The sequence below is a fragment of the Streptomyces hirsutus genome, assembly GCF_001418415.1.
Classification (GTDB): domain Bacteria; phylum Actinomycetota; class Actinomycetes; order Streptomycetales; family Streptomycetaceae; genus Streptomyces; species Streptomyces hirsutus.
Genome location: NZ_LIQT01000576.1, coordinates 1 through 4,870, shown reverse-complemented (window position 1 = coordinate 4,870; position 4,870 = coordinate 1). Strand labels below are relative to the sequence as shown.

Sequence of the window (4,870 nt, the reverse complement as noted above, 5' to 3'; positions counted from 1 at the left end):
CCTACCACGTCTGGTGGGACGGCCCGGCCACGTGCCGGGCCCCCTCGAAGTTTCCCCGCGCACGGCAGGGCCCGCTTTTGGAAGAGCACTCCGCTCCCGGAGAGCGTCCGGCTCTCAGAAGAACACCCCGCACCGCAGCAGCACGTTCGCGTACGGCCGGGCCTCCCCGGTGCGGACGACGAGCCGGGCGCCGACGGTCAGTTCCTTGAGCCGTTCGTGCGGGACCAGGTCGAGGGCGGGGAAGTGGCCCGCCAGCAGGTCCGCGGCGGCCGGGTTGGCCTGCCGGATCTCGGTGGCGGCCGTCGCGCCCTCGATCACCAGCTCGGCCAGCAGCCCCTCCAGGACCTCCGCGAAGGACGGCACCCCGGCGCGGAAGGCCAGGTCCACCACGCGCGGCCCGTCCGGTATCGGCATGCCCGCGTCGCACACCAGCACCCGGTCCGTGTGGCCCAGTTCGGCCAGCGCGCCGCCGAGGTGCCGGTTCAGTATTCCGCCCTTCCTCACAGCGCCGCGACCTCCTGAGCCGTCGGGAAGGACACCTGGGCGCCCTCCCTGGTGGCCGTGGCCGCCCCCACCCGGGCCGCGTACGCCGCCGCGTCGGACAGGGACTCGCCGAGACCCAGCCGCCAGGCCAGCGCGGCGGTGAACGAGTCGCCCGCACCCGTGGTGTCCACGGCACGCACCTTCACGGCGGGGATACGGGAAACCCCCTCGGACGAGGCCACCAGCGCGCCCTCGCCGCCCAGCGTCACCACCACCGAACGGGGGCCCTTCGCGAGCAGCAGCCGCGCCCAGTCCTCGGGCTTCTCGCCGGCATACGCCTCGCCGAGGATCACCTTCGCCTCGTGCTCGTTGAGGATCAGCGGGTCGCAGGCCGCCAGCACCTCGTCCGGCAGCGGCCGCGGCGGCGACGGGTTCAGCACGAGCCTGCTGTCCGGCGCCAGCGAGCGCACCACCTCCCCCACCGTCTCCAGCGGGATCTCCAGCTGGGCGGAGACCACCCTCGCGGCCTGCAGGAGGCTTCCGGCGGCGCGTACGTCATCGGGCGTCAGCCGGCCGTTGGCGCCCGGCGAGACGACGATGCTGTTGTCCCCGGACGGGTCCACCGTGATCAGCGCGACGCCGGTCGGCGCCCCGCCCACCAGCACGCCCGCCGTGTCGACCCCGGCCGCCCGCTGCGAGTCCAGCAGCAGCCGCCCGTGCGCGTCGTCGCCGACCCGGGCCAGCAGGGCCGTCCGGGCGCCGAGCCGGGCGGCGGCGACCGCCTGGTTCGCGCCCTTGCCGCCCGGGTGGACGACCAGGTCGGAGCCGAGCACCGTCTCCCCGGCGTCCGGCCGGCGCTCGACGCCGATCACCAGGTCGGCGTTGGCCGACCCCACGACCAGCAGGTCGTAGTCGTACATGGAAAGGCTCCCTACATGGTCGCTTCGGGGACGGGCGGTCGTGGTGACCGCCCGCCCCCGGTCGTGAGCGTCGGTGTCAGCCGCTGAACTCGGCCACGTTCTCCTTCGTGACCACCTTCACCGGAACCATCACCGTCTCGTCGATCTTCTTGCCCTCGGCGGCGCGCAGCGCGTTGTCCACCGCGATCCTGCCCAGTTCGCGCGGCTGCTGTGCGACCGACGCGTACAGCGTGCCCTGCTCGACCGCCTCGAGGCCGTCCGGCGTGCCGTCGAAGCCGACGACCTGGACCGACTTTCCGGCCTTGGAACCGAGTGCCTTGATCGCGCCGAGCGCCATCTCGTCGTTCTCGGCGAACACCCCGTCGATGCCGGGGTGGGCCTGGAGCAGGTTGGTCATCACGTCGAGGCCCTTGGTGCGGTCGAAGTCCGCGGGCTGCTTGGCGACGACCTTGACGCCCGGGTACTCCTTCAGCCCCTCGGCGAAGCCGGAGCCGCGCTCCCGGCTGGCGGAGGTGCCCGCCTGGCCCTGGAGGATCACGATCGTGCCCTTCCCGCCGAGCTTCTCGGCGAGCGCCTTGGCGCCCTGCCGGCCGCCGGCCACGTTGTCGGAGGCGACCAGCGTGGACGTCTCGGCCTTGTTGACGCCGCGGTCCACGGCGACGACCGGGATGTCCGACTCGTTGGCGGAGCGCACCGCGGGTCCCGCCGCGTCCGAGTCCACCGGGTTGACGACGATCGCGTCGAGGCCGCCGCTGGTGAAGTTCTGCAGCTGGTTGGCCTGCTGGGAGGCGTCGTTCTGCGCGTCGGTGACGGTCAGGTCCAGGCCCCGGCTCTTCGCCTCCGCCTCCGCGCCGTCCCTGATCTGCACGAAGAACGGGTTGTTGAGGGTGGACAGGGACAGACCGACCTTCCGCTCCTCCTTCTCCGCGGAGCCGTTGTGCAGGAAGGACAGCGCGCCGACGACCGCCGCCGCGACCACCGCGGCGAGCAGATAGGTCGCCGCCTGCTTCTTCCGGCCGCCCCCGCCCGGCGCGCCGGACGCGGTCGGGGTCGCCCCCGCCTTGCGGCGCAGCGTGTCCAGGAGCACGGCCAGCGCGATGACCACGCCGATCACGACCTGCTGCCAGAACGCGGACACCGACAGGAGGTTGAGGCCGTTGCGCAGCACCGCCAGGATCAGCGCGCCGATCAGCGTCCCGGACGCCTTGCCGGTGCCGCCCGCGAGGGAGGCGCCGCCGATGACGACGGCGGCGATCGCGTCGAGTTCGTAGCCCTGCGCGGCCTGCGGCTGCGCGGAGGACAGCCGGGAGGCGAGCACGATGCCCGCGGCGGCGGCGAACAGGCCGGACAGCGCGTAGATGGCGAGCTTCTGCTTCTTCACCCGCAGCCCGGACAGCCGGGCCGCCTCCTCGTTGCCGCCGATGGCGTACATGGAACGGCCGATGTACGTACGGCCGAGGATGAACGCCGTGATCAGCCCCATGACGATCATCACGAGCACCGGCACCGGCAGCCAGCCGCCGAGGGTGTCGCCGAGGTGCGAGACGGAGTCGGGGAACGGGATCGGGGAGCCCTGGGAGATCACCAGGGACAGACCGCGGGCCACCGACAGCATGGCGAGCGTCGCGATGAACGACGGCAGCCTGCCGTACGACACCAGGATGCCGTTGACCAGGCCGCACGCGGTGCCGGTGGCGATGGCCAGCAGGACCGCCAAGGGCACCGGGACGCCCTCGGAGGTGGCGCTCCAGGCGAGGACGGTGGCCGACAGGGCGGCGACCGAACCGACCGACAGGTCGATGCCCGCGGAGACGATCACGAAGGTGACGCCGAAGGCGAGGATCGCGACGACCGCCGCCTGCACACCGATGTTGAGCAGGTTGTCGGCCGTCAGGAAGTCGCCGGACAGCGCCGACATCGCGATGACGAGGACGATGAGCGCGGTGAGCGCCCCGTTGTCGAGCAGGAGGCGGCGCAGGCCGCCCGAGGAGGCGCCCTTGCCCCCCGTGCTCTTGAGCGTGTCAGTGGCCACGGGGGGCCTCCTTGTCGGTCTGGTCGGTGGTGCCGTCGTTCTTGCCGCCGGTGTCCGCGCCGCTGTCCGTGCCGGTGCCGACCGCGAGGGCCATCACGGCGTCCTGCGTGGCGTCCTCGGCCGGCAGTTCGCCCGCGATGCGGCCCTGGGCCATCACCAGCACCCGGTCGCTCATGCCGAGCACCTCGGGCAGATCGCTGGAGATCATCAGTACGGCGGCGCCGGCCGCGGTGAGTTCGTTGATCAGCTGGTAGATCTCGACCTTGGCGCCGACGTCGATCCCGCGCGTCGGCTCGTCGAGGATCAGCACCTTGGTGTCGGCGAGCAGCCACTTGCCGATGACGACCTTCTGCTGGTTGCCGCCGGAGAGGGTGCGCACGTGCTGGCCGAGGCCCGCCATCCGCACCCCGAGCTGCTCGGCGATCCGGGCCGCCGCGGTGTGCTGGCCCTTGAGGTCGACGAGGCCCGCGCGGGTGGCCGAACGCAGCGTCACCAGGCCCAGGTTCTCCTCCACCGAGGCGTCCAGGACGAGACCCTGGCCCTTGCGGTCCTCGGGGACCAGCCCCATCCCGGCCGTCATCGCCGCGTTGACGTCGTGCGCGCGCAGCGCGCTGCCCGAGACCGTCACGGTCCCGCTGTCGTACGGGTCGGCGCCGAACACCGCGCGGACGACCTCGGTCCGGCCGGCGCCCACCAGCCCGGCGATGCCGACGACCTCACCGGCGTGCACCCGGAAGCTCACGTCGTGGAAGACACCGTCGCGGGTGAGCCCCTCGACCCGGAGCAGGGTGTCCCCGGCCTCGGGCCGCCGGCGCGGGTACTGCTGCTCGATGGACCGGCCCACCATCAGGCGGACGAGTTCGTCCTCGGGCGTGGTGGCCGGGACCCGGCCGACGCTCCGGCCGTCCCGGATGACCGTGACCCGGTCGCCGAGGGCGGCGATCTCCTCCAGGTGGTGCGTGATGAACACGATGCCCACGCCGTCCTCGCGCAGCCTGCGCACGATGGAGAAGAGCTTGTCGACCTCCTCGGAGGTCAGCACGGCGGTCGGCTCGTCCATGATCAGCACGCGCGTGTCCAGGCTCAGCGCCTTGGCGATCTCGACCATCTGCAGGCGTGCGATGCCGAGTTCGCGGACCCGCGCGGAGGGCGACACGTTGACGCCGACCCGCTCCAGGAGGACGGCGGCGTCGGCCTCCATCCGCTTGCGGTCGATCATCCCGAAGCGGCGCGGCTGCCGCCCCAGGAAGATGTTCTCGGCGACCGTCAGATCGGGTACGAGGTTGAACTCCTGGTAGATGGTGGCGATCCCGAGGCGCTCGGAGTCCTGCGCACCGTGGATGCGCACCTCCTCGCCGCCGACCAGGATGCGGCCCTCGTCGGGGGTGTAGGCGCCGGACAGCATCTTGATGAGGGTGCTCTTGCCCGCGCCGTT

Annotated in this window: 4 protein-coding genes; all 4 read right to left on the bottom strand. The window is 72.5% G+C overall.

Translation table 11 applies throughout. The annotated features are described in order from the left end of the window. Positions 1-114: 114 nt before the first annotated feature. A complete protein-coding gene (gene rbsD, locus AOK11_RS34815; RefSeq protein ID WP_055597652.1) occupies positions 115-504 on the bottom strand; it encodes a D-ribose pyranase in 390 nt (129 codons plus the stop codon). Next, complete coding sequence (locus AOK11_RS34810) at positions 501-1,403, bottom strand: ribokinase (protein WP_055597651.1); 903 nt, start codon at positions 1,401-1,403, stop codon at positions 501-503. Before AOK11_RS34810 ends, rbsD begins: the two co-directional genes overlap by 4 nt. A gap of 76 nt (positions 1,404-1,479) precedes the next feature. Beyond that, on the bottom strand, positions 1,480-3,435 hold the full coding sequence (locus AOK11_RS34805) for an ABC transporter permease/substrate-binding protein (RefSeq protein WP_055597650.1): 1,956 nt from the start codon (positions 3,433-3,435) through the stop codon (positions 1,480-1,482). Next, on the bottom strand, positions 3,425-4,870 hold a 1,446-nt coding region (locus AOK11_RS34800; protein WP_055597649.1), incomplete at its 5' end, for a sugar ABC transporter ATP-binding protein. The genes AOK11_RS34805 and AOK11_RS34800, both read right to left, overlap by 11 nt.